General features: G+C 60.1%; 22 protein-coding genes and 3 tRNA genes. 11 read left to right on the top strand and 14 right to left on the bottom strand.

Annotation, left to right across the window (positions count from 1 at the left end):
- Nucleotides 1-8 precede the first annotated feature (8 nt).
- Both GZ093_RS09265 and GZ093_RS09260 read right to left on the bottom strand, forming a co-directional pair.
- Entirely contained in the window at nt 9-968 is a 960-nt protein-coding gene (locus GZ093_RS09265) for a phosphodiesterase (protein WP_296485196.1), read from the bottom strand.
- 21 nt (nt 969-989) lie between these two features.
- Nucleotides 990-1,475 (bottom strand): YajQ family cyclic di-GMP-binding protein, encoded by a 486-nt coding sequence (locus GZ093_RS09260; RefSeq protein ID WP_296485194.1) that lies wholly within the window; start codon nt 1,473-1,475, stop codon nt 990-992.
- Nucleotides 1,476-1,603: 128 nt separating this feature from the next.
- Here GZ093_RS09260 and murB point away from each other — a divergent pair, with 128 nt between their 5' ends.
- Both murB and GZ093_RS09250 read left to right on the top strand, forming a co-directional pair.
- On the top strand, nt 1,604-2,695 hold the full coding sequence (gene murB, locus GZ093_RS09255) for a UDP-N-acetylmuramate dehydrogenase (protein WP_296485192.1): 1,092 nt from the start codon (nt 1,604-1,606) through the stop codon (nt 2,693-2,695).
- A gap of 54 nt (nt 2,696-2,749) precedes the next feature.
- Entirely contained in the window at nt 2,750-3,709 is a 960-nt protein-coding gene (locus GZ093_RS09250; RefSeq protein ID WP_296485190.1) for a complex I NDUFA9 subunit family protein, read from the top strand.
- A gap of 262 nt (nt 3,710-3,971) precedes the next feature.
- On the opposite strand, the gene GZ093_RS09245 is transcribed toward GZ093_RS09250, so the two are convergent.
- The 4 genes from GZ093_RS09245 to GZ093_RS09230 all read right to left on the bottom strand — a co-directional run bounded on the left by GZ093_RS09245 (nt 3,972) and on the right by GZ093_RS09230 (nt 7,436).
- A complete protein-coding gene (locus tag GZ093_RS09245) occupies nt 3,972-4,877 on the bottom strand; it encodes a restriction endonuclease (protein ID WP_296485189.1) in 906 nt (301 codons plus the stop codon).
- 86 nt (nt 4,878-4,963) lie between these two features.
- Complete coding sequence (argG, locus tag GZ093_RS09240) at nt 4,964-6,307, bottom strand: argininosuccinate synthase (RefSeq protein WP_296485188.1); 1,344 nt, start codon at nt 6,305-6,307, stop codon at nt 4,964-4,966.
- A 67-nt stretch (nt 6,308-6,374) separates the two neighbouring features.
- Nucleotides 6,375-6,692: a pyrimidine/purine nucleoside phosphorylase gene (locus GZ093_RS09235; RefSeq protein ID WP_296485187.1), complete on the bottom strand. Its 318-nt coding sequence runs from the start codon at nt 6,690-6,692 to the stop codon at nt 6,375-6,377.
- A gap of 351 nt (nt 6,693-7,043) precedes the next feature.
- Nucleotides 7,044-7,436 (bottom strand): ArsC family reductase, encoded by a 393-nt coding sequence (locus GZ093_RS09230; protein ID WP_296485185.1) that lies wholly within the window; start codon nt 7,434-7,436, stop codon nt 7,044-7,046.
- 48 nt (nt 7,437-7,484) lie between these two features.
- On the opposite strand from GZ093_RS09230, the gene folC reads away from it, so the two are divergent.
- From folC to GZ093_RS09185, 9 genes are all read left to right on the top strand, one after another.
- Nucleotides 7,485-8,810: a bifunctional tetrahydrofolate synthase/dihydrofolate synthase gene (gene folC, locus GZ093_RS09225; RefSeq protein ID WP_296485182.1), complete on the top strand. Its 1,326-nt coding sequence runs from the start codon at nt 7,485-7,487 to the stop codon at nt 8,808-8,810.
- 20 nt (nt 8,811-8,830) lie between these two features.
- Nucleotides 8,831-9,598 (top strand): SPOR domain-containing protein, encoded by a 768-nt coding sequence (locus GZ093_RS09220; RefSeq protein WP_296485180.1) that lies wholly within the window; start codon nt 8,831-8,833, stop codon nt 9,596-9,598.
- A gap of 28 nt (nt 9,599-9,626) precedes the next feature.
- On the top strand, nt 9,627-10,115 hold the full coding sequence (locus GZ093_RS09215; RefSeq protein WP_296485178.1) for a CvpA family protein: 489 nt from the start codon (nt 9,627-9,629) through the stop codon (nt 10,113-10,115).
- A gap of 66 nt (nt 10,116-10,181) precedes the next feature.
- Nucleotides 10,182-11,681 (top strand): amidophosphoribosyltransferase, encoded by a 1,500-nt coding sequence (gene purF / locus GZ093_RS09210; RefSeq protein WP_296485176.1) that lies wholly within the window; start codon nt 10,182-10,184, stop codon nt 11,679-11,681.
- 2 nt (nt 11,682-11,683) lie between these two features.
- Nucleotides 11,684-12,904: an O-succinylhomoserine sulfhydrylase gene (locus GZ093_RS09205; RefSeq protein ID WP_296485173.1), complete on the top strand. Its 1,221-nt coding sequence runs from the start codon at nt 11,684-11,686 to the stop codon at nt 12,902-12,904.
- 8 nt (nt 12,905-12,912) lie between these two features.
- On the top strand, nt 12,913-14,301 hold the full coding sequence (gene gltX / locus GZ093_RS09200; RefSeq protein WP_296485170.1) for a glutamate--tRNA ligase: 1,389 nt from the start codon (nt 12,913-12,915) through the stop codon (nt 14,299-14,301).
- Nucleotides 14,302-14,364: 63 nt separating this feature from the next.
- Nucleotides 14,365-14,440, top strand: a tRNA-Ala gene (locus GZ093_RS09195).
- 35 nt (nt 14,441-14,475) lie between these two features.
- Nucleotides 14,476-14,551 (top strand) — tRNA-Glu (locus tag GZ093_RS09190).
- A 93-nt stretch (nt 14,552-14,644) separates the two neighbouring features.
- Nucleotides 14,645-14,721, top strand: a tRNA-Asp gene (locus GZ093_RS09185).
- Between the two features lie 61 nt (nt 14,722-14,782).
- Here the strand turns inward: GZ093_RS09185 and GZ093_RS09180 are convergent.
- The 8 genes from GZ093_RS09180 to tolR all read right to left on the bottom strand — a co-directional run.
- Nucleotides 14,783-15,127 carry a VanZ family protein gene (locus GZ093_RS09180; RefSeq protein ID WP_296485167.1) on the bottom strand — a complete coding sequence of 115 codons (345 nt, stop codon included), beginning with the start codon at nt 15,125-15,127 and terminating at the stop codon, nt 14,783-14,785.
- On the bottom strand, nt 15,124-17,112 hold the full coding sequence (locus GZ093_RS09175; RefSeq protein WP_296485164.1) for a nucleoside-diphosphate sugar epimerase/dehydratase: 1,989 nt from the start codon (nt 17,110-17,112) through the stop codon (nt 15,124-15,126). Before GZ093_RS09175 ends, GZ093_RS09180 begins: the two co-directional genes overlap by 4 nt.
- A 128-nt stretch (nt 17,113-17,240) precedes the next feature.
- Entirely contained in the window at nt 17,241-17,792 is a 552-nt protein-coding gene (gene rfbC, locus GZ093_RS09170; RefSeq protein WP_296485162.1) for a dTDP-4-dehydrorhamnose 3,5-epimerase, read from the bottom strand.
- Nucleotides 17,793-17,799: 7 nt separating this feature from the next.
- The gene (gene rfbA, locus GZ093_RS09165; protein ID WP_296485159.1) at nt 17,800-18,678 is read right to left on the bottom strand and encodes a glucose-1-phosphate thymidylyltransferase RfbA; all 879 of its coding nucleotides are present in this window, start codon (nt 18,676-18,678) and stop codon (nt 17,800-17,802) included.
- Nucleotides 18,679-18,819: 141 nt separating this feature from the next.
- Nucleotides 18,820-21,366: an SLBB domain-containing protein gene (locus GZ093_RS09160; protein WP_296485157.1), complete on the bottom strand. Its 2,547-nt coding sequence runs from the start codon at nt 21,364-21,366 to the stop codon at nt 18,820-18,822.
- A gap of 66 nt (nt 21,367-21,432) precedes the next feature.
- Nucleotides 21,433-22,161, bottom strand: coding sequence for a polyprenyl diphosphate synthase (gene uppS / locus GZ093_RS09155; protein WP_296485155.1), 729 nt, complete (start codon nt 22,159-22,161; stop codon nt 21,433-21,435).
- A 96-nt stretch (nt 22,162-22,257) separates the two neighbouring features.
- Nucleotides 22,258-23,214: a cell envelope integrity protein TolA gene (gene tolA / locus GZ093_RS09150; protein WP_296485153.1), complete on the bottom strand. Its 957-nt coding sequence runs from the start codon at nt 23,212-23,214 to the stop codon at nt 22,258-22,260.
- A gap of 9 nt (nt 23,215-23,223) precedes the next feature.
- On the bottom strand, nt 23,224-23,614 hold a 391-nt coding region (tolR, locus tag GZ093_RS09145), incomplete at its 5' end, for a protein TolR (RefSeq protein ID WP_296485150.1).

Genomic DNA, 23,614 nt, shown 5'->3' with positions numbered 1-23,614 from the left:
TAATGCGGCTACGGATGGAGCGCGGCATAGGCGCCGAGTTGCAGGATCAAATGGTGGTTCAAGCGGTCGTGCACGCTTGACGTGGGCACGGCGGCCCGAATGCCAGGGCTGCCGCTGGCGCTGCGGTGCAGGCGCGGCGGGTTCAGCCGCATGCCGGCTGGGTTGGTCACGATTGCCAGAATCGGCAGGTTCGGGGTGTCGCTGCGGCGCACCACCACGGCCACCTCCTGGCTGTCCAGGCGCACAAAGGTGCCGGGCGGACACACGCCCACCACGCGCACCAGCACATGACCCACTTCATCGTTCCGGGCAATCGATTGGGTGATGATGGCGCGCGCCGAATCGGTGGCACTGCGGCCTTCACGCGATTTACGTGGGCTGATCATGGCGGCGTAGCGGTCCACCATGCGCAAGATGCGGGCCAGTCGGCGCTCGGGCGGCAGGGCGCGCAGCTCGCCTTTGTCCGTGCTCTCGTCATGGTGCAGCGCCAGCGTTTCGAGCCACAGCGCGTCTTGCACGCCGATGCTGGTGAGCATGGCGACGCCCTGGCTGGCGTGCGTTTGAATGGCCTCTTGTTGCGCCGGGCTGGGCCGCTCCAACTGGCCGGCCAACTGGTCCTGCAGCGCGGTCATCGCCATGTTCATGGTCATGGCCGCATGCACCAGGCTGTCGCGCTCAGTCTGCGGCAATTGGAGCTCCACCGCGATCAGGTGGCACAGCACCGCGCTCACCAGCGCGTGCGAGGCGCTGTAACCCACCGGCGAATTGGTTGCCAGCTGAAACAGCAAATACAGGCCGACATCGGTGTCGCGCACCAGCAGGCCGTGCATCCAGCGGTCGTACTGCCAGACGCGTTTTTCGAACTCCTGAATGCTGGCCGGGCGGCCCAGAATAATGCCCAGGCCCGCCTCCAGATCAGACCACAGGCCGAGCAGGTCTTCGTATTCGTTTTCGGTCTGGACGGTCACGCGCAGGGTCTCAAATGGCCATCAGTCGCGAAAGTTGTCAAAGGTCAGGGGGATATCGGTCATTTCCTTTTTGATCAGGGCCATGGCCGCCTGCAGGTCGTCGCGCTTGGCGCCGGTGACGCGCACCTTTTCTTCCTGGATGGCGGCCTGCACCTTGAGCTTGCTGTCCTTGAGCAGACGCTGGATCTTCTTGGACATTTCGGTCTCGATGCCGCTGCGCACCTTGATGACGCGCTTGACCTTGTCGCCGCCCACCTTCTGCACATCGCCCATGTCCAGAAAGCGCACATCGACACTGCGCTTGGTGAGCTTATTGCGCAGAATGTCTTCGATCTGGGTGAGCTGGAATTCAGCGTCGCCGATCACGGTGATCTCCTTGTCCTTGAGTTCGATCGAGGCGGGTGTGCCTTTGAAGTCAAAGCGGGTGGTGATTTCCTTGGTGGTGTTTTCCACCGCGTGTTTGACGTCGACCATGTTGGCGTCGCAAACGGTATCAAAAGAGGGCATTTGGGTTACTCGATAAATAATTCGTGCGCCCTGAGCCTGTGCAAGAGCGACGCGTTGGGTTCCAGAAAGAGCTTCAACAGGCTCAGCCCGAACGGGAGTGCGGACACTCCCAATGCGACAATCCCGCCATGTTAGTCGAGAAAAATGTTCCCCTGCAGGCTTTCAACAGCTTTCACATCGTGGCCAAGGCGCATGCGCTGGTGCGCATTGCCAGCGAGGCGGACCTGCACGCGCTGCTGGCCGACCCTGTACTACGTGCCAGCCCCAAATTTGTCCTGGGCGGTGGCAGCAACATCGTGCTCACCGGCGACGTCAAAGCCTTGGTGCTCAAAGTCGAGCTCATGGGCCGGCTGCTGCTGATGGAGACCGCCAAAGACTTCATCGTGGAGGCGGGTGCGGGCGAGAACTGGCACGAACTGGTGGCCTGGACGCTGGCGCAGGGCTATGGCGGGCTGGAAAACCTGGCCTTGATTCCCGGCACCGTCGGCGCGGCGCCGGTGCAGAACATCGGCGCTTATGGCGTGGAGTTGCAGGACCGCTTTGACTCGCTCGATGCGATTGACCTGCAAACCGGCCAGGTGTTCACGCTCAACGCGGCGCAATGCGCGTTTGGCTACCGCGACTCGGTGTTCAAGCATGGGCCTGGAACGGCTGCCCTGCCCGATGGCTTGGCGGCTGGTGGCCATCAATTGCTGGGCCTGAAGGACCGATGCGTGATTCTGCGCGTGCGCTTTGCCTTGCCCAAAGCCTGGAAGCCGGTGCTGGGTTATGCCGACCTAGACAAGAAAATCGCGGAGCATGCATGCACCCAGCCGACCGCGCAGCAAATATTTGACTGGGTGTGCCAGATTCGCCGTGCCAAGTTGCCGGACCCGCAAGTCATCGGCAACGTCGGCAGCTTCTTCAAGAACCCAACGGTGACGCCCGAGCAATGCGTCGACATCATTGCGCGCGACCCCAAGGTGGTTCATTACCCCCTGGCCGACGGCAGCGTCAAGCTGGCGGCGGGCTGGTTGATTGACTCGTGTGGCTGGCGCGGCAAGTCGGTCGGCCAGGCGGGCGTCTATGAAAAACAGGCGCTGGTGCTGGTGAACCGCGGCGGCGTCGATAGCCCGTTTGGCGCGACCGGCGGTGAAGTCATGACGCTGGCGCGCGCCATCCAGACCAGCGTCTATGAGCGCTTTGGCATCCGGTTGGAGCCGGAACCCGTGGTGGTCTAGGTTTATTTGACCCTGCGCCGGCGCAAGATTTGCGCCCAGCGTTAAATTCGACGCATGAAAAATGTACTGGTTATCGGTGGCACCGGCTTTGTCGGCACCCAGGTCTGTGAAAAACTGTTGCGCCAGGGCTGGCACGTCACGGTGCCGACCCGACTACGCTCCCATGCGCAGCATCTTCAAGCCTTATCCGGGTTGACGCTGCTGGAACTCGATGTGCACGACGAGGCGGCTTTGATGCAGGCGGTGGCCGGGCAGGATGCCGTGGTCAATCTGGTGGCGATCCTGCATGGCGATCAGGCGGCCTTTGACAAGGTGCACGTGGCCCTGCCGCAAAAGCTGGCGCGGGCCTGCCGGGGTGCTGGTGTCAAACGCGTGGTGCACATCAGCGCTTTGGGCGCGGACGCCCAAGACTTCGAGTCAGCGCCGTCCATGTACCTGCGCAGCAAGGGGCAGGGCGAGGCGGTGCTGATCGAGGCCGCGGGTGCTGGTGCGCAGACAGTCTTTGATCTGACGATTCTTCGACCCAGTGTGATTTTTGGTGCCCAGGACAAGTTTCTCAACGTCTTTGCCCAGCTGCAGAAAGTGTTGCCCTTCATGCCGCTGGCCGGTGCTGGCGCGCGCTTTCAACCGGTCTGGGTGGACGACGTGGCGAGCGCCGTGGCGCTCAGTCTGGCGCAAGAGTATGCGGCAGTGACGCCCTCTGCGGGCGAAGCCAAGATCATTGAAGCCTGCGGCCCAGAGGTCTTCACCTTGAAGCAACTGGTGCAGTTGTCCGCCCAACTGAGCGGGGTTCGTGGGGGGCGTGGTCGCCCCGTCATGGCGTTGCCACTCTGGATCGGTCACGTGCAGGCAGCGCTGATGGCGCTCGCGCCGGGCGAGCCCGTCATGAGTCACGACAATCTGGATTCGATGAAAGTCGACAACGTCGCCAGCGGCAAAGTGCCGGGCCTGCAGTCTTTGGGCATTACGCCCGCCGCATTGCGACCGATTGCGCAGAGCTATCTGAACCAATAGGAGGGACGACGGTCAATTCAGCCTTGCGCTGATGTTTCCTGGATCAAAGGCGTGGTCGGTCCAAGTGCGATTCAAAATGATGTGCTCACTCTTCGAATCTGTGGTCCGCTTTTGACACGGATCATGTACCTACACTCAGCAAGCCCATGGCCCGGCATGCTGCCGATGTAGGGTCAGTTAACGCTTGCCTGACAGGTTCTCAACCCGACGACTGAGCCGGGAGACAGAGTGATTGAGACGGCGATGGGCTGAGCGACCCATCTCAATCGAAAAACTCTTCATCAAGTTTTTTGATCTGAATGGTCTCTTCCACCCGACAGCCAATGTCGAACCTAATCATCAAGCGGGTAAGCAACGGGCCATCTACCAATACGATTCTCTTGCTTAAGAGATCGGCTGTTTCCTTTGCCGCTGGTGAAAAGGCAGACGTGGTCACGAATAGACCTTTGGTCGCCTTGAACCTGTCCAGTGACCCAAAGAAGTCGCGTATTTCCCCGGACGACACCTTACTGTCGGTGTACCGCTTCGCTTGCACGTAAATACGGTCCAAGCCCAAAGCATCCTGATCAATGACGCCGTCCACGCCACCATCACCGCTCTTCCCAAGCGCCTTGCCCGCCTCAATAGCCGATCCGCCATATCCCATGGCGACCAAGAGTTGAACCACCAGTCTCTCAAAGAAGTCAGGCGGTGCTGAAAGTATTTTTGCAAGAAGTTCTGCGCCCAACGACGCAGCGAGTTCTGCATGAGCGGCCCGGATTACTTCGTCCGGGGCGAGATCTTTCAGGCTGGACTGCTCGGGCTGTGGCGTGATCGTGGTTTCATTGCTGGCTGCACGGAAAGCCATGAACTCCGGAAATGTCTCCAAAAATTTGATGCTGATTCGCTCGGGTGGCGCCAAAAGAACTTGCTTGCCTCGTTCACTGGCCTGGAAATACCCACGACGTGTCAGCGTTATAAGTCCTGCTTTGCCAAGGTAACTCTTCGCCCAGTTCACCCGATTGGCGAAAGTAGTCTGCTTGCCTGATGGCAACAATTCGGATAGTTCTTCCTCTGTCAATCCCAATTCATTTCCAATGCGGACCACTACATCTGAAATCCTCACCTCTGCCTCAACAGACGACCTGAGTACTGGAAGCATCAAAGTCTGAAAATCGGGTATCGCCATCGTGTTGACGCCTTTCTTGTATTTGGACGCGTCATTATCTGCACTCAGACAGGACGTCGCATATGCCGGGCAGTTCCCCGCTTTCCCTATTTGCCGGTGTCGTTGGCCAGACTGAGGAAATCCCCATCTTCGCCCAAAGCGAGCAAACCGCTCTTGGCGTAAATCGCGAGTTTGGCGCGGGTGTCCACGATGTCCAGGTTGCGCATGGTCAGCTGGCCGATGCGGTCGGCCGGTGAGAAGGGCGCGTCTTCCACCTTTTCCATGCTCAGGCGTTCAGGCTGGTAGGTGAGGTTGGCGCTCTCGGTGTTGAGCAGCGAGTAGTCGTTGCCCCGGCGCAGCTCCAAGGTGACTTCACCCGTGATGGCGCGTGCTACCCAGCGCTGGGCTGTTTCGCGCAGCATGATGGCTTGCGAGTCAAACCAGCGGCCCTGGTACAGCAGGCGCCCGAGTTTGCGGCCGTTGTCGCGGTACTGTTCAATCGTGTCTTCGTTGTGGATGCCGGTGACCAGGCGCTCGTAGGCGATGAACAGCAGCGCCAGTCCGGGGGCCTCGTAAATGCCGCGGCTCTTGGCCTCGATGATGCGGTTCTCGATCTGGTCGCTCATGCCTAAGCCGTGGCGCCCACCGATGCGGTTGGCTTCCAGCATCAGGCTCACCAGGTCGGGGTATTCGACGCCATTCAGGGCGACCGGGCGGCCCTCTTCGAAGCGCACCAACACCTCTTCGGCTTTGACCTGGCAGTCGTCACGCCAGAACGGCACGCCCATGATCGGGTTGACGATCTTCATGCCGCTGCTCAACTGCTCCAGGTCTTTCGCCTCATGCGTGGCGCCGAGCATGTTGGAGTCGGTGGAATAGGCTTTTTCGGCCGACATCTTGTAGCCAAAACCGTGCGCGGTCATGAACGCCGACATTTCAGCGCGGCCACCGAGCTCGTCGATGAATGCCTGGTCGAGCCAGGGTTTGTAGATTTTTAGCGCCGGGTTGGTCAGCAGGCCATAGCGGTAAAAGCGCTCGATGTCATTGCCCTTGAAGGTGCTGCCGTCGCCCCAGATGTTGACGTCGTCCTGTTTCATGGCCGCGACCAGCATGGTGCCGGTGACAGCGCGGCCCAGCGGCGTGGTGTTGAAGTACGTGACACCGGCGGTGGAGATGTGAAAGGCGCCGCTTTGCAAGGCCGCCAGGCCCTCGGCGGCCAACTGGCTGCGGCAATCGATCAGGCGCGCTTTTTCAGCGCCATATTCCATCGCTTTGCGCGGGATGTCGTCGTAGTCGGTCTCATCGGGCTGGCCCAGGTTGGCGGTGTAAGCGTAAGGCAGGGCGCCCTTGAGCTTCATCCAGTGCAAGGCGGCGCTGGTGTCCAGCCCCCCTGAGAAGGCGATGCCGACCTTTTGGCCAACGGGAATGTTTTGAAGAATGGTGTTTGACATGAAATTGGCCTCTAGCCCACGTCGAATAAGCGTGAGCAGCTATAAAAATATAAGTGAAAAGATCAGATCAACCGAAGTGGCAGATGTAGTGATAGGGCTCGGTGACCCGAATATCAAATTTTGTGTTGCCGGGGATGCTGAATTTGTCACCTGGGTTGGACTTAAGCCACACCTCACTGCCGGGCAGTTTGTACTCACACGAGCCCGCCACGCATTCCATGGTTTCCGGGGCGCCGGTGTTGAAGGTCAAGGTAGCGGGCAGGATCACGCCCACGGATTTTTTTGTGCCATCGGCCAAGGTGACGCCGTGGCTGATGCATTTGCCGTCAAAATAGACGCTGGCCTGGGTGCTGACGGACACGCCGTCGAATTTGGAGGTAATCATGTGGGCAATTTTAAGCGGGGTCTAAAGGGGTCACTCAGCCCAGGCCGGTCACACACTGGTCCGTGCAACGAGTCAGGCCCGAATGCCGGGGGCTCATACGCTTCGCTTTTTGAAATCGCCCCCGACCTCCGGACCTGGCTCGCCGCACTACGCAGCAGGACGAACATGGCAAGCGGTGAGCGGAGTTCTGAACCATTGATGCCAAGGCGTCGCTTGGTTCGCTGCACTGCGATCATTCGCAAGCGGTGAGGGATACCCGGGCGATGGCACCGATTTCAAAAAGCGAAGCGTATGAGGGGCCGGCGCCCGGGTGTCCCTTGCCGCGTCTTACCCAGTTCAAAGGGCAGATCACTAAGCTATCAATCCCAGCCACTGAGCCGCATCAAAACCCACCGTGATTTGGTCGTTGGGCCAAGCAACCACAGGGCGCTTGACCACACTGGGGTGTTCCAGCATCAAGGCTTTGGCGCTCGACTCGTCCACCACAGCAGTGCGGGTGGCGTCGTCGAGCTTGCGCCAGGTCGTTCCTTTGCGGTTGACCAGCGGCTCCCAGCCCACGGCGGCGATCCAGCCTGGCAGTAGTTCAGCGGGAACGCCAAGCTTCTTGAAATCATGAAACACGTGGCTCACCCCATGCTCAGTCAGCCAGCTGCGTGCCTTTTTAACCGTGTCGCAATTGGGAATGCCGAAAACGGTCACCGGCGCAATTGAATTTGAGAAGGAGGGCGTGGCAAGGGTGTTCATGCCCGCATCATGCCACCGGTGCGAACGTGGGCGACAATCGCCCGCTGTATGAAAACCTTGACTGAAAACCTAAAAACATTGCCTGACTGGCTGGCGCATTGCGAGCAACTGCATCCGATCACGATCGACCTCGGCCTGGAGCGCGTGCGCACGGTGGCCGAACGCATGCAAATCCGCTTTGACTGCCCGGTGATTACCGTGGCCGGCACCAACGGCAAAGGCTCGACCTGCGTCATGCTGGAATCCATCTTGCGCCAGGCCGGCTACCGCACCGGGGTCTACACCTCGCCACATCTGGTGCGTTTTGAAGAACGCCTGCGGCTGCTGGGCGAGCCGGTTGATGCTGCACAATTGGTAGCTTCCTTCGCAAGTGTGGAAAGGGCTAGATGCCAAAATGATGCTGAAATATCGCTGACCTATTTCGAGTTTTCCACGCTCGCGATCCTGGACATCATGAGCCGCAGCGGCCTGGACGTGGTGATTCTGGAGGTGGGCCTGGGCGGGCGGCTTGATGCGGTCAACATCATCGAACCCGACTGCGCCATCATCACCAGCGTGGACCTCGACCACATGGCGCTCCTGGGGCCGGACCGCGAGGCCATTGGCTTTGAGAAGGCCGGCATCATGCGCACCGGTCGCCCGGTGGTGGTGAGTGACCCGATGCCGCCCCAGAGCGTGCTCGATCGGGCGCTCGAAGTCGGTGCCGACCTGTGGCAAGTCGGGCGCGACTTCAATGTGTCGGGCGATCGGCAGCAGTGGGCCTGGGCCGGGCGCGGCAGGCGCTACAGCGGCATGGCCTACCCGGCGCTCTTAGGGGCCAACCAGTTGGTCAATGCCGCCGGTGTGCTGGCGGCCCTGACGGCCTTGCGCGAGCGCCTGCCGGTGACGGCGCAGGCGGTGCGCAGCGGTTTTGCCTTTGTCGAGCTGCCAGGGCGCTTCCAGATTGTGCCGGGGCAGCCGACGCTGGTGCTCGATGTCGCCCACAACCCGCATGCGGTGGCGGCGCTGACGGCCAACCTGGACGCGATGGGCTTCTTCCCGACCACGCACGCTGTGTTTGGCGCCATGGCCGACAAAGACGTGGCGTTGATGCTCGAGCGCATCAACCCGGTGGTTGACAAGTGGTATTTCACGGATTTGCCGACGCCCCGGGCTGAATCTGCGGATGCCTTGTTGCGCCAATGGCAGGCCCAAAACACACGCAAAGACGCCAGCGCTGCCACCTACGCCGACCCGCAGCAGGCGCTGCAGGCGGCGATCAGTGCCGCAAACCCCACTGATAGAATTGTCGTCTTTGGCTCGTTCTACACCGTGGGCGGTATTTTGAAGGAAGGGGTTCCCCGCCTTGACGCCCAACACCTGCCCAGCCGTTGACTATCTAGAACCCCCACACCATGGCATTTTTCAAGTTACGCAAGGGCAGCGACGACCGGTCCGCCGCGCCAGCGCCGTCCGAGAGCGTCGAGGTGATGCGCAAGCGCGCCAAATACCGTCTGCTCGGTGCGGCGGTGTTGGTGTTGCTGGGCGTGATTGGTTTCCCGCTGCTGTTTGACAAGCAGCCGCGCCCGATTTCGGTGGACACGCCGATAGAAATTCCAGACAAGAACAAGGTGTTGCCTTTGAGCATCCCGGCGCCGGCGGTGTCGCTTGCCTCCGAGGTTGCCGTTGCTCCGCCTGCAACTGCTGCCAGTGCGCAAAAAACAGAGCAAAAAGACGCTCTGGCCCCCGTAGAATATGAGCAAGTAGCTCCTAAAAAAATAGTTAATGAAGAGCCGCAGGTGAGTAGTCCGCTGCCTGAGCCCGCCACGATCAAAGCCAATGACAAGCCGCTTGCCAAAGCTGCGGTCCAGGCCGGTGACGCAGCCAAGGCGCAGGCGCTACTTGATGGCAAGAGCCTTGCGAGCCCGCCTGATGTCAAAGCTAGCGCGAGCGAGGACCGCTTTGTGGTGCAGATTGGTGCATTTGCCGACGCAGCGCGTGCGCGTGAAGTGAGACTCAAGGTTGAGCACGCCGGTCTCAAGACCTACACCCACGTGGCCAAGACCAAAGACGGGGATCGGACTCGCGTTCGGGTCGGTCCCTTTGGCACCAAGGCGGAGGCGGACAAGGCGGCAGAAAAGATCAAGAAGCTTGATTTGCCTGCGGCCGTGCTGACGCTGTAAGCGTCATCGCACGCCTGTAACGCCCGCCATGCTTGCGCTCGACTGGATTTTTGGCGGGGTGTTGCTGGCCTCTTTGTTGTTGGGCGCTTGGCGTGGCTTGATTTACGAGGTGTTTTCATTGCTGAGTTGGGTCGCGGCCTTTTTGTTGGCCCGCTGGTTGGCGCCGGAGCTCGCCGCCCATCTGCCCATGCCTGACTCGAGCGAGACGGTGCGCTACGCGGTGGCGTTTGTCGTGGTGTTTGTGCTGTCGGTGCTGGTGGGCAGTCTGTTGGCAGCGCTGGTGCAAAAGCTTTTTGCTGCCGTCGGCCTGCGCCCAGCAGACCGGGCGCTGGGGGCCATGTTTGGCCTGGTGCGCGGGGTGCTGCTGTTGTTGCTGGCCACGGTGGTGATCACGATGACACCTTTAAAAACGGACCCGTGGTGGCAGATGTCGGTGAGCGCCGACCTGGCGCAGGCGGCGCTCAGAGGTTTGCAGCCCGTGTTGCCGCCAGAATTTGCAAAGTATTTACCGACGTGATGCGCCTGCCCAGACGTGTGGAGTCGCTTGGTGTGAGCCTTGTCCTGAACTGATTGGAAAACTGCTATGTGTGGAATCGTTGGCGTTGTCAGCAACGCCCCTGTCAATCAACTCATTTACGACGCCCTGTTGCTGTTGCAACACCGCGGGCAAGATGCCGCTGGCATCGTGACGCAGCAGGAGCGCAAGTTCTTCATGCACAAGGCCAAAGGCATGGTGCGCGATGTGTTTCGCACCCGCAACATGCGCTCGTTGCCCGGCAATTGCGGACTTGGCCAGGTGCGCTACCCGACGGCGGGAAACGCCTTCAGTGAAGAAGAAGCGCAGCCCTTTTACGTCAATGCGCCCTTCGGCATTGTGCTGGTGCACAACGGCAACCTGACCAATGCGCACGCCTTGAAAGCCGAACTGTTCAGCAATGACCACCGCCACATCAACACCGACAGCGACTCCGAGGTGCTGCTCAACGTGCTGGCCCATGAGCTGGGAGAAACCACGCGCGGCCTGCCTTTGCGCCCGCGTGATGTGTTTGCCGCCGTGCGCAAGGTGCATCAGCGCATCAAGGGTTCGTATGCCGTGATCGCGATGATTGCTGGCCATGGCGTGCTGGCATTTCGTGACCCCTTTGGCATTCGTCCGCTGTGCATCGGGCGCGGCGATGGCACCGTGTTGCTGGCCAGCGAGTCCGTGGCACTGGAAGGCACCTCGCACAAATTCGAGCGCGACATTGCGCCCGGCGAGGCGGTGTTCATCGACCTGCAGGGCACCGTGCACGCCGAGCAGTGTGCCGAGCATCCGGTACTCAGTCCGTGCATTTTTGAATATGTCTATCTGGCGCGTCCCGACTCGGTGATGGACGGCATCTCGGTCTACCAGGCACGCTTGAATCTGGGTGAAACACTGGCCAAGCGCGTGATCTCCACCGTGCCGCCGAACGAGATTGATGTCGTCATCCCGATCCCGGAGTCGAGCCGCCCCAGTGCCGCGCAACTGGCGCAGCTACTGGGCTTGCCGTACCGTGAAGGTTTTGTGAAAAACCGCTATGTCGGGCGAACCTTCATCATGCCGGGACAGTCGGTGCGCAAGAAATCCGTGCGCCAAAAGCTCAACGTGATCGCCAGCGAATTCAAGGGCCGCAACGTGCTGCTGGTGGACGATTCCATCGTGCGCGGCACCACCTCCAAAGAGATTGTGCAGATGGCGCGCGATGCCGGTGCGCGCAAGGTTTACATGGCCAGCGCCGCGCCGCCAGTGCGCTATCCCAACGTCTATGGCATCGACATGCCCACGCCGGAGGAACTGGTGGCCCACAACCGCACGGTGGAACAAATTCGGGAGTTGATTGGCTGCGACGCGTTGATTTACCAGGACGTCGATGGCATGAAGAAGGCCATAGGTTCCCTCAACCCCGCGATCAAGGGTTTTGACGCCTCCTGCTTTGACGGCGTCTATGTCACCGGCGACATCACGCTCGAAGATATTGCCCGGCTCAACGCCAGCCGGGTTGGCGGTGAGGAAGCGGGCGAAGATAATTCCCGACTGGCGTTGCCCAATCACGAGGAATAGTCATGACGGTCAAAAAAATGCCCGCGCCGTTGCACCCCAACACCTTGGCCGTGCGCACTGCCGTGGACAAAAGCCAGTACGGTGAAAACGCCGAGGCCCTGTACCTGACGAGCAGCTTCGTGCAGCCTGATGCCGAGACGGCAGCGCGCCGGTTTGCGGGTGAAGAAGAGGGCTACACCTATTCGCGTTTTGGCAACCCGACCGTGACCAGCATGGAATTGCGACTGGCGGCGCTGGAGGGCACCGAGGCCTGCATTGGCACGTCCAGCGGCATGGCGGCGATCACGCTGTTGTGCCTGGGGCTGCTCAAGGCCGGTGACCATGTCATTTGCTCGCAAAGCGTGTTTGGCTCCACCATGCGCTTACTGGCAGGCGAGTTCGGGAAATTTGGAGTGCAGACCACTTTTGTCTCGCAGACCGACGTAGCGCAATGGCAGGCAGCAGTGCAGCCCAATACGCGCTTGCTGTTCGCAGAAACCCCCACCAACCCACTGACCGATGTGTGCGACGTTGCCGCCCTGGCCGACGTGGCGCACCGGGCCGGCGCGCTCTTGGCGGTGGACAACTGCTTTTGTTCGCCCGCCTTGCAGCAGCCCATTCGCTACGGGGCTGACGTGATCATTCATTCGGGCACCAAGTACCTTGATGGCCAGGGCCGCGTGATTGCCGGTGCCCTGTGCACGACACAAAAGCTGGTGGATGAAAAATTTATGCCCGTGATGCGCAGTGCCGGTTTCACCTTGTCGGCCTTCAACGCCTGGGTCGTGCTCAAGGGCATGGAGACCCTGTCGATTCGCATGCAGGCCCAAAGCAATAACGCGCTGGCGCTGGCGACCTGGCTGCAGGTGCAGCCGCAAGTCACGCGGGTTTATTACCCCGGTTTGTCGTCGCACCCGCAACACGCGTTGGCGATGCGGCAGCAGTCGGGTCTGGGCGGCGCCGTGCTGTCCTTTGATGTCCAGGCTGCGGACCCGGTGCAAGCGCGGAAACACGCGTTTCATGTGATTGACAGCACCCTGGTGTGCTCCATCACCGCCAACCTGGGCGACACCAAAACCACCATCACCCATCCGGCCAGCACCTCGCACGGCCGCATCACCGAGGCACAGCGCCAAGCCGCCGGCATCGGTCAGGGCCTGATTCGCGTCGCCGTGGGTCTGGAACATATTGACGATTTGAAAGCCGACCTGGCGCGTGGCCTGGTCGGACTGGACACCCTTTGATGACACCAATGACACAAAAAACCCGCACCCGTTTTGCGCCGTCTCCCACCGGCTTCATTCACCTGGGCAACATTCGTTCCGCCTTGTACCCGTGGGCGTTTGCGCGTTCAACCGGCGGCGATTTCATCTTGCGCATTGAAGACACCGACCTGGAGCGCTCCACGCAGGCGGCGGTCGATGTGATCATTGAAAGCATGAGCTGGCTTGGGCTCGACTATGACGAAGGTCCGTTCTACCAGATGCAACGCATGGACCGCTACAAGGCGGTGCTGGCCGAGCTGCAGGCGGCCGGCCATGTCTACCCCTGCTACATGAGCGTGGCCGAGCTCGATGCGCTGCGCGAGGCCCAGATGGCCGCCAAAGAAAAGCCGCGCTACGACGGCACCTGGCGCCCGGCGCCCGGCAAGACCTTGCCGCCCATCCCTGCGGGTGTGAAGCCGGTTCTGCGTTTTCAGAATCCGATGGGCGGCTCGGTGGTGTGGGAGGATAAGGTCAAGGGCCGCATCGAGATCAGCAACGATGAGCTCGACGACCTGGTGATTGCACGCCCGGACGGCACGCCCACCTACAACTTCTGCGTGGTGGTCGATGACCTTGACATGGCGATCACGCACGTGATTCGCGGCGACGACCACGTCAACAACACGCCGCGCCAGATCAACATCTTCAACGCCCTGGGCAAGGAGCCGCCGGTCTATGCCCATCTGCCCACCGTGCTCAATGAGCAAGGCGAGAAGATGAGCAAGCGCAACGGTGCCAAACCGGTCACGCAATACCGTGAAGAAGGCTATCTGCCCGATGCCATGGTCAATTACCTGGCGCGCCTGGGCTGGAGCCATGGTGACGACGAAATCTTCAGCCGGGAACAATTCCTGCAGTGGTTCAACCTGGACCATCTGGGCAAGAGCGCGGCGCAGTTCGACGAAGCCAAGCTGCGCTGGGTCAATGCGCAACACCTCAAAGTCATGGGCGATGACGCACTGGCACCTTTGGTTCAGGTACAACTGCAAAAGCGCGGCATCCAGGCCGATGAACGTTTGCCCCGCATCTGCGCCCTGTTCAAAGACCGCTGTGACACCACCGTGGTCTTGGCGGATTGGGCTGCGGTCTTTTATGCCGACCTCAAACCCGACCCGGTCGAAGTGAGTCAGCATGTGACGGATGCGATCAAACCGGCCCTGAATCTGCTGAGTGACAAGCTGGCGACCTGTACCTGGGACAAGCTGTCCATTGCGGCGGCCATCAAGGAAGTACTGCTGGCTTGCGCCATCAAGATGCCGCTGCTCGCGATGCCGGTGCGCGTGCTGGTCATGGGCAGTGCCCACACGCCCTCGCTTGATGCCGTGCTTGAACTGTGTGAAAGAGAAATAGTGCTGACCCGTCTGCGTTCAGCGTAAATATTCAAGCTATAATTCGAGGCTTGGAAATTACAGATACTTGAAAAGGTATTGTGCAATTTGGGGGGTATAGCTCAGCTGGGAGAGCGCTTGCATGGCATGCAAGAGGTCAGCAGTTCGATCCTGCTTACCTCCACCAAATTTGTAAGTTGAGACGGAAGTCCAAAAGGTTTTGACCCCATCGTCTAGAGGCCTAGGACACTACCCTTTCACGGTAGGTACCGGGGTTCGAATCCCCGTGGGGTCGCCAAATTCATCATGAGATGAACAAAGCGCAAGTTGGTAACCGTCGGTTCGCAAGATCCGACGACTTGACTCGAAAGAGTGAATGTTGCCGCTACCAGGAGTGGTAGTTCAGTTGGTTAGAATGCCGGCCTGTCACGCCGGAGGTCGCGGGTTCGAGTCCCGTCCGCTCCGCCAAGTGTTGGAAAAGCCGTTATAAGTCAAGACTTATAACGGCTTTTTTTTCGTTGGAGGCATCTCATTTCTGCTCGCTTGTCGCCATACCCCAGCCCAGAACGATACCCCAGCCCAGCAACAAGCCCAGGCTATCAGCCAGCCAATCGGCCCACTCTGCCATGCGGTCGGGGGTGAGCGACTGCAGTAGCTCGATCAGCCCGCCAAAGACCAGCAAGCCCGACAAGACGGCCACCGTGTGCACCGGGTAAGCCCTCAGTCCGAGCACCGCCAGCACCGTAAAAGCCAACAAATGATTGCCCTTGTCCCAGCCAGTGCTGGGCATCTGCCGCACGGTGGGCATCAGCGCCAGCATGATCACGGCTGAGACGCAGGCCCAAAAAGCCCAGGGCCAAGTGACAAACCTCACTGGTCGGCCTCGCTCGGTATCAGTTCGGTTTGCTGGCTGGCCACCGCAGCCTGCAAATGACACGTCTGCTGCGCCAAATGCACCCAGTCCACCACCTCGCCATCCGGCTGGTAACCGGGCACCAACTGCTTCAGCAAACCGCGCAGCAGCGGCACGTCATTGGCGTTCAGCGCCGCAGTCAAGTCATTGAGGCGGGCGCTCAGTTCGGGCCACGGTACAAACTGCTCGTGCGCTTTCATGATGCGCGAATGCTGGGTCGGCAAGGGGTTGTCGCCAATCAACAGCTCTTCATAGAGCTTCTCGCCTGGGCGCAAGCCTGTGATCTTGATCTCGATGTCGCCCTCCGGGTTGGCAGCATCACGCACCGTCAACCCCGACAGTTCCACCATGCTGCGCGCCATATCAATGATGCGCACCGGTTCGCCCATATCCAGTACAAACACATCACCTCCTTGGGCCATGGCGCCAGCCTGAATGACCAGTTGCGCCGCCTCAGGAATGCTCATGAAATAGCGGGTGATGTCAGCGTGCGTCAGGGTGATCGGGCCGCCGTCCTTGATTTGCTTGCGAAACCGTGGCACCACTGAGCCCGACGAGCCCAGCACGTTTCCAAAGCGCACCATGCTGAAGCAAGTGCCGCCCGGCTTGGTCTGGCTGGCCAGGGCTTGCAGAACCGTTTCGGCCAGGCGTTTGCTGGCACCCATGATGTTGGTCGGGCGCACCGCCTTGTCGGTGCTGATCAAGACAAAATCGCTGACCCCGTGCGCGGCCGCAGCGCGGGCGGTGGTCCAGGTGCCCAGCACGTTGTTTTTGACGCCCTCGGCCGGGTTGTGCTCCACCATGGGCACATGTTTGTACGCCGCTGCGTGGTACACCGTGTGCGGTTGCCAGGTGCGTATGATCTCCATCATTCGATCCGCATCACGTGCTGATGCTAGCAGCGGCAGCACCTGCACCTTGGGCATGCTTTTTTCAGGCAGTATTTCCAGCAGCTTTTGGTGCACGGTATACAAGGCCAACTCACTCAGTTCCACCAACAGTAGTTTGGAGGGAGCCAGCCTGATGATCTGGTGGCACAATTCGCTGCCAATCGAGCCGCCCGCGCCAGTGACCAACACGACCTTTCCTGCAATTTTTTTGTCAAACAGCGACGCATCGGGTGGCACAGCATCACGGCCCAGCAGATCTTCAATGTCAATTTCGCGCAGATCGCTGACCAGTACATGGCCCTGGGCCAGGTCCATCAAACCTGGTAGCGTGCGCACTGCGACATGGGCCTGACGCGTCAATTTCAAAATATCCTTGCGCCGTTGCCGGTTGGCAGATGGCATGGCCAACAGTACGTCGCTCACCTGCAGGCGCGTCACCAACTGGGGCAACTGTGCTGGGTTGTAAATGCGCAGACCATTGAGCTCGCGACCATGCAAATGCCGGTCGTCATCCAGAAAGCCCACGGCGTGCATCTCCAGACTGCTCGCCATGGCGCCCGCCAATTGCCGCCCGGCCGAACCTGCCCCATAGATCAGCACCTTGGGCAAATTGCCGCGATTGAGGCGGCTCACATACTCGCCACTCAGCCAAAACCGGGCCAGTGCCCGTGAAGTCCCCACCGCCAGCAGCAAGAAGATAGGTTGTATCATTCCAACGGTGCGCGGAACTTCAGGCAATTCCAGCACAGTCAACAGTGCGGCGTACAACAGGCCGTAAACTAAAACCGCCTTGGTGACCGCCAGCAGGGCAGCCAAGCCGGCATACCTGAAAATCGCCCGGTACAAGCCAAACATCACAAACACCGGTAACGCCAGCGCCAGCGACAGAACAATCGCCAGCCACTGGTTGCCGTGCATGACGACCCAGTTCTCCATGCGCAGGCTCAAGGCCAGCCACACGGTTAGCGCGCACAACAGAGCGTCCACTCCCAGCGCTAACAAGCGCTTGGCGGGACGGGGCAAGGCCAAAAAAGGCTCGGCAATACGATTAATCATGACAGCGCCCAGACGGGCAGCCCAGTTCTATGAGTCTTTGAGAGGGCAATTATCGCTGAGTCGCAGCCTCACAAGCCACGCAACCGAACGGCGTCGTGCGTCGGTACCCACAGTCACCAACGCGTGCCTCAATCAAACACCTCCGCCTCATCCAGCGTCCTCGCCGCGGCATCCTTGGCCGCCAACTGGGGCTCAGCCTGCAGGGGCCAGCGCACACCCACGGCTGGGTCGTTCCACAAGAGGCTGCGTTCAAACTCGGGGTACCAGTAGTCGGTGGTCTTGTACAAGAACTCGGCCGTGTCGCTGGTCACCAAAAAGCCGTGGGCAAAGCCGGGAGGCACCCACAACTGGCGTTTGTTGTCGGCGGAAAGCAGCACGCCGTCCCATTTGCCAAAATTCGGAGAGTGGCGGCGCAGGTCCACCACCACGTCAAACACTTCGCCTTGCGTCACCCGCACCAGCTTGCCCTGGGGGCGCTGAATCTGGTAATGCAAGCCGCGCAGCACACCCTTGACGGAGCGGCTGTGGTTGTCTTGCACAAACTGCACCTCCAGCCCCGTGGCCTGGGCAAAGTCCCGCTGGTTGAAGCTTTCAAAAAAGAAACCACGCGCGTCGCCAAACACCTTGGGTTCGAGAATCAGCACTTCTGGTAGTTTGGTGGCGGTGACGGTGTAGGGCATTGGTCAATCAGGCTGGTTTGATGAGATTAAGCAGGTATTGCCCGTAGCCATTTTTAGACAGTGGCGCTGCCAGTTTTTGAATCTGGGCCGCGTCAATCCAATGCTGGGCAAAGGCAATCTCTTCCGGGCAGCTGACCTGCAGGCCCTGTCGCTTTTGCAGGGTGGCAATGAAGCTGGCGGCCTCTAGCAGGCTGTCGTGGGTGCCCGTGTCCAGCCAGGCATAGCCCCGGCCCATGATTTCCACATTCAACTGGTCTTGTTCAAGATAAACTCGGCTCACATCGGTAATTTCAAGTTCGCCACGGGCAGAGGGCGCAATGTTGGCGGCAATGTCACACACCTGCTTGTCATAAAAATACAGGCCGGTCACCGCGTAGTGGCTTTTGGGTTGTTTGGGCTTTTCTTCAATGCTGATGGCGCGCTGCTGGGCGTCAAATTCGACCACGCCATAGCGCTCCGGGTCATGCACATGGTAGGCAAACACAGTGGCTCCAACGGTGCGGGCGCTGGCGTTGGCCAACTGCTTGACCAGGTCGTGGCCATAGAAAATATTGTCGCCCAGTACCAGCGCACTGGGCTGGTCGGCAACAAACTCGCGGCCAATGATGAAAGCCTGCGCCAAGCCATCGGGCGAGGGTTGCACCGCGTACTGGATGTTCATGCCCCACTGGCGGCCATCGCCTAGCAACTCGGCAAAACGCGGTGTGTCTTGCGGTGTGGAAATGACCAGCACATCCCGAATGCCCGCCAGCATCAGCGTGCTCAAGGGGTAGTAGATCATGGGCTTGTCATACACCGGCATCAGCTGTTTGGAAACCGCTTGCGTGACCGGGTAAAGCCGGGTGCCGGAGCCCCCGGCCAGGATGATGCCTTTGCGTTGTGCCATGTTCGCTCTGTCCCGTTTGTTCGATTGCCCTGATGTCACATCGTCCCCAAGCAGGTCACGCCAAGGCGCTGCTCGCTGCGCCCAATCGGACGCCTTGCTATGAGCCTGTTGCCTTGATCGCAATAGCGGTCATGGCAACCTTTAATTGCGGATGGTCTGCAGGGCTGCGGCGCCCAGGCCAAATTGGTACAGCAGGGTAGTCCAGTCCTTGGCGCCTTCCATGAACTGGGTGTAGGTGGTACGACGGTCTATCAATCCGGGCACAAAAATGGAATCGCCGGGGTTGAGCTTCTTGTTCAGCACGCCACTGCTCCAGAACGAAGAACGGCGTGCGCTACCTTCGACCGAGCCGTCGGCGCGGATCAGCAGCAGGTTGTCCGTGTCGGCGTCGCGGGTGAGGCCCGCTTTGTCGATGTAGTGGCTGACGGTGGAGCCGGGTTTGTAAATGAATGAACTCTCGGCAAACACTTCACCAAACACGCCCACAAAGCTGGGGCGGTGCGGAACAAAGATTTGGTCGCCGTCTTCGAGTGCAATGGCGGGCGGCACGGGGTTGTCGGGGTCTAATTCCAGGGCAATGCGGCCATTGGCCCTGAGGCTCTGCAGGCGACTCAGCAGACTTTTCTGGTTGGTAAGCTGCGCTTGCAGCGTCGTTGCCTTGTCCGCGCTACTGGCGTTCTGCAGTGCAGAGGCTGTTTGCGCGTTGATGTCTGATTCCATACGGCGCATCGACTTGTTGATGTTGTCTTGTTGCTGGACGCGGGTGGACTCACGCGCAAAGACCGTGCCGTAGACAAAGGCGTTTTGACTGAAGCCGCCGACTCGCTGGATGAGGCCGGGCAACGTCTCGCCGGGCTGAATCTGGTAAATGCCCGGTACCATCACCTCGCCTGAGACGCGCACAAACTGGCTGCGTTTTTCGGCCGGTACTGGCAGGTCGTTGACGCTAAAAATGGTGACTACGTCGCCCGCCTGCAGGGGGATGTCATTGGCAGGGTCTTTGTCTTTGATGGCTTTGCCAAGGTTGAAGGGAATGAGCGTGGTGCGCAGTTCCTTGGCATCGAGCCGCTCAATGGATGCGTAGTCCCAATTGATTTCATTCAGTTGATTCTTTACGTCGTTGATTATTTGATCGGCCGAGACTTGTTTGTTCGCGCCGTTTTGCACGATGTTGCCATCACGACCATAGTTGCCCTCTTCAGACGCACGATCTGCCGGGGACTGCCTGTTCGCGCCGTTTTGCACGATGTTGCCATCACGACCATAGTTAACCCCTTCCGCCGTACGTTCTGTCAGGGACTGTCTGGGCGATTCGTACTGCACCATGATATTTTTTCGGCTGTAGTAGTCTTCCTGAATCAATGCGCTGACCTCGGGAATCAGATCAGACACTTTCATGCCCGGGCGGTAGGCGTAGCGCAGAGGTTTGGCCACATTGCCGCGCAAAGTGACTGCGTTGTCAAACTTGGGGCTGATCTTGAAGAGGGTGACAACGTCGCCGTCTCGCACGGTGGAGTTGAGGCCGTCGGCGTTGAGCGCGCGTTCTTCCACGACACGGGGGGCCTTGTCTTGCGCCGGGTTGATGCGTTCAACCAGCACCTTGTGCGGGGTGGTCAAAATCTGCTGACCGCCGCCGTAAGACAAGAGATTGGCCAGGGTTTCTTCTTTACCCGAGAGCTCGTAGATGGCGGCGCTGTCGAGTGCGCCCAATAGCGCAACGCGCGGGCCGGCTGGTGGGATGACGATCACGTCGCCGGGCAGCAACCGGGCATCTGCGCTGGTGTCGCCGCTGTGGATGAACTTGTAGAGGTCAAGGGTAGAGATCGTCTTGCCAGCGCGCGTGAGCCGGATCTGGCGCATGCTGCCGGTGGCGGAGGGGCCGCCGCTCTCGAACAAGACGCTGATGAGGGTGGACAGGCTTGACACCGTGTGCACGCCAGGTTGGCGGGCTTGACCGACCACGAACACTTGGACGGAGCGCAGGCGACCCAAGGTGGCGCTGAGTTCAAAGTTGCTGTACACGCGGCCGATATGGGTCTTGAGCAAAGCCTCAAGCTGGTCGGCACGGGTACCCGCCACAGTGACCGGACCGACTTTGGGAATGGTGACCTGGCCGTTGCGGTCTATCGTGAGGTTCAGGTTGACGTCAATGGCGCCCCAGATTTTGATGCTGATGTCATCCCCCGGCCCCAGCACGTAGTTGGCGGGCACGGGCACATTGCTCAGGGCGGGGAAACCGTTGCCGTCGAACAGGTTGTAGCCATACAAAGGCAGGGTGCGACCCGTGGTTTCTTGCACAAAATCGGCGAACTGGTTGCTGCCGAGCCGCGGGAGCTTGGCGCGCGGCGTGCCTGCGTTGGCTTGGTCAGTAGCTTGGCCTGCGCCGGCTTGATTGCCCGCAGCATCGGCCGCGCCGTTGAGGCCAGCAGCACGGGCAGCGCCCATGCTGGCAGGGGAGAGTGTGGTTGATGGGGCCGAGGACGGGTAGCCTGAGGTAGCGCCAGTGCCATCGGCCGACGGGCCCGATGAATAGCCCGCTGCATTACCCGAAGCGCCACCTGGAGGCACTAGAACTTGCGCCGAACTGAGGCCGGAGAACAAGCTAGCCACGATCAAGACGCAGATCGCGGCTTTGGGAAGTTTATAGGCGCTCTTGCGCGCGCTGAAAGCAAATTCTGGTGGCGTCATTGACTGGATTCCCTGGAAGTTCTTGGCTAGTTCACGCAGCCGCTTGAGGCCGGGCAGTGTAGCTGATTAAGGTTTGGTGCTGCCGCCAAAGCGGCGCTCGCGGGAGCTGAACCAGGTCAGGGCGCAGTCCAGTTCGTTGGGGGTAAAGCTGGGCCACAAGGCCTCGGTGAAGAAGAGCTCGGTGTAGGCCAGTTGCCACAGCATGAAGTTGCTGATGCGCGACTCGCCGCCGGTGCGAATCAGCAGATCAGGGTCGGGCGCATACGAGAGGCCGAGGTGCGCGCTCAGGGCAGCTTCATCTAGCCCATTGACCGATTCGCCAGGGTGTGCGGCTTGCCACGACTTGACCGCTTCTACTACGTCCCAGCGACCGCCGTAGTTGGCGGCGATGGTGAGGGTGATGGTGTCGTTGTGGGCGGTCTTTTCTTGGGCCTCAAGGATCAGGCCTTGAATGCGCTCATTGAACCCGGTGGTGTCGCCCACGATCTTCAGGCGAACGCCTTTGGCGCTCATGTTTCTGATTTCTTTTTGCAGGTAGAGCGTCATCAAACCCATCAGGCTGGAGACTTCGTCCTGCGGGCGGCGCCAATTTTCGGTGCTGAAGGCAAACAGGGTGAGGTAGCGCACCCCGCGGTCAGCGCAGGCCTGCACTATTTTTCGCACTTGGCGTGCACCGTTGGCATGGCCCAGGGCCACCGGCAAACCGCGCTGCCTGGCCCAACGCCGATTGCCATCCATGATGATGGCAATGTGCTGGGGTACGGCGCTGTCGGCTGATAATTGATCGATTGACACTAAGCAAGGTCCTGTTGCTGAGGGCGGTGCAATGGGCCGCTCCCTTGACAAGTTTTAACTGAATTCTAGGTTGGGCAAGTGTACTTGACGCTCTGTTCAGCCTTTGGGGGTGAAACTGATGGTCAAGGGGCTGATGACGCGGCCGTCTACGTCGCGCGGCAGCACCTCTGTCTTGTCGATGGCGCGCAAGACGGCTTCATCCCAGGACTTGACACCGCTGGATTTGGTGAGCTTGCGGCTGATGATGGTGCCGTCGGGGGCGGTACGGACTTCAACTTCAGCGGCTGGGTTGCCGTCAACGTCGTCAACGAACACAATATTGGGCTTGATGCGGGCGCGGATGCGTCCGGCATAGCTGGAGGATGGTCCGCTCGATTGCAGTTGCGTGCCGCGTGCGGTCGCTGCGCCGCTGGCACCGGCCAGTCCGGTCATGCGTTCGATATTGGCTTTGCGTTGGATCGCCAGTTTTTTTGCGTCCTCCTGCGCTTGGCTGGCTTCTTTGCGCTGGGCCTCTTGGGCGGCTTTCTTCTTCTCTTCTGCAGCTTTTTTGTCGTTGTCGCGTTTGTCTTGTAGGCGCTGCTTTTCAAGCTGCTGCTTTTTCTGTTGCAATTCTTCTTCTTTCAGTTGCTGCAGTCGCTGCTTCTCCACGCGTTGTTTGTCCAACTCCTGCTGCTTCTTGAGATCGAGCGCCTTTTTTTGCCGCAATTTCTCGCGCTCCAGGGCGATGGCGGGATCAGGCAGGTCGGGCTGGGCTTCTGGCGCCCGGACAGGTGGCGGCGGCTTGGGTGCAGGCTCGACGATGGGCGCTTTGGGTGTGACAGGTGCCACGACCGGCTCGGGTGGCGCCTCAATCAGCTTCGGCGCCGCTGCTTGCGGCACGGCCGACCACAATTCGGCCTCGGCACTGACGCTGATATCGTCGCTCTTCCAGTGCACGCCCCAGGTCAGGGCGGCCAGCAAGAAGGCATGGGCCAGCACAGCCAAGGCCAGTGAGCGCAGCAGGCCCGGCGGCGGCGGCGGCGCAAATTCAAGACGATCAGTGGCCGCGTGCACGCCTCTACCTCAGCTAGCTAGTTGTACTGACAGGCCAACGCGCTGCACGCCAGCGCGTTGCAGGGTGTCCATGACCTTGACAACTGATTCGTACTTGATGTTCTTGTCGGCGCTGATGACCACCGCAGAATTGGTGACACCGCTTTGCGCCTGTGTGACCGCGCTGGCGAGGCCTTTAAGCCCGAGCGCCGTGGACTTTTCTTTCACTTTCATGGTGATTGATTCATCTTTGTCGATGACGATTTGTATAACCTGGTCGGGCTGGCGGGCGGCTTTGCCGACGCTAGGCAGGTCGATCACGCTGGGCGTGATCAGCGGCGCCGTGACCATGAAGATGATCAGCAGCACCAGCATCACGTCAATGAAGGGCACCATGTTGATCTCGCTGATGGTGCGCCGA

The sequence above is a fragment of the Rhodoferax sp. genome (assembly GCF_010365055.1).
In the GTDB taxonomy this organism is placed as follows: Bacteria; Pseudomonadota; Gammaproteobacteria; order Burkholderiales; family Burkholderiaceae_C; genus Rhodoferax.
This window is presented reverse-complemented; position numbering and strand designations above follow the sequence as displayed.